Here is a 1229-nt window from a genome sequence, read left to right as displayed (position 1 = left end):
TGCTCACTGAAAAATCCCCCACACCCCCCCACCCCCCCCTCCCCAACCAACTCCCTTAATCTTTCCTACGATTTTGGGTATCTCTAAAAATAGATAAACAGCTAGGGGATCTCTATGTCACTGGAAGAAGGATTAAAATATCTACGCCTAAAGGATTACGCAAGGGCCGTAGAATTACTGGAAGAATATTGCCAACAGTCAGCTAATTTTCATTCTCCCTTATATATTCGAGCTAAAATGGCTCTTGCTCGGGCCTATCGCAGCAATAATCAACGGCAACAAGCGATCGCCCTAGCTCTGGAATTAGAAAATCATCTTGATCAGGAAGTTAGTCAGTGGGCCAAACGATTACTGACAATCTTTAGTGCTGAACAAAAAACCATCGGTATTGTCACTAATGGGGTCAAATTTCGAGCGCTGCCCAAGGCAGCACGAGCAGCACGGGTAAGTGTCCGGTTATCCCGGACTATCCCCGAAAATAGACTTATTTTTGCTAAACTATTGACAATTACGGCTTTTTATGCTATAGTCTGTGGTCTTTTTTTTGTAATTACCCGTTTGCTCCTCATCCCTGCGGGGACGGGTGTAATTATTGCCTTGCTCTTGAGCGGTTTCTTAGGCGGACTCATCCTTTTTATCGCCCCGAATCTAATTGATTGGACACAAAAACGTCTTTATCGAGTGCATTGGGTGTCCTTAGCGGAAATTAAACGGTATAGCCCAGAATCGGCGGCGGTAATTGGGCGTATATGCCGAGAAAAAGGGTTAAAACCGCCAAAACTAGGCATTATCGAAGACGGACAGCCCCTCGCTTTTACCTATGGCTCTCGACGGGGTAATGCTCGCTTAGTAGTTAGCAGAGGTTTATTTAGCTATCTCGACGATGAGGAACTAGCGACGGTATATGCTCATGAATTAGGGCATATTTGGCAGGGAGACTTTGCCCTGATGACTATCTGTGCTAGTTTCGACCATTTAAGCTGTTATCTCGATTCTTTTGCCCAAAATCAAGGTAATAATTTTAAAGACACAGTTTTTCTAGCCCTTCTCTCATCAATTATCACTATTTTTAGGCCAATTATTGTTTTTTGCTGTCTTTATCTGTCTCGTACTAGAGAATACTTCGCCGATCATTTTGCTGCCCAAGTTACTGGTAATCCCAATGCTTTGGCCCGCGCTTTAGTAAAAATTGCCTTTGGTTTAGTCCAAGAAACTGCCCAGTTTAGTCC

At 43.9% G+C, this 1229-nt stretch carries 1 protein-coding gene; it reads left to right on the top strand.

The features are described from left to right. Nucleotides 1-114: 114 nt before the first annotated feature. On the top strand, nt 115-1229 hold a 1115-nt coding region (locus PX636_RS00755), incomplete at its 3' end, for a M48 family metalloprotease (RefSeq protein WP_288115905.1).

It is taken from the genome of Microcystis sp. M53598_WE2, assembly GCF_030067735.1.
In the GTDB taxonomy this organism is placed as follows: Bacteria; Cyanobacteriota; Cyanobacteriia; order Cyanobacteriales; family Microcystaceae; genus Microcystis; species Microcystis aeruginosa.
The sequence above is the reverse complement of the archived record's forward strand: the minus strand, read 5'-3'. Positions and strand labels throughout refer to the sequence as shown.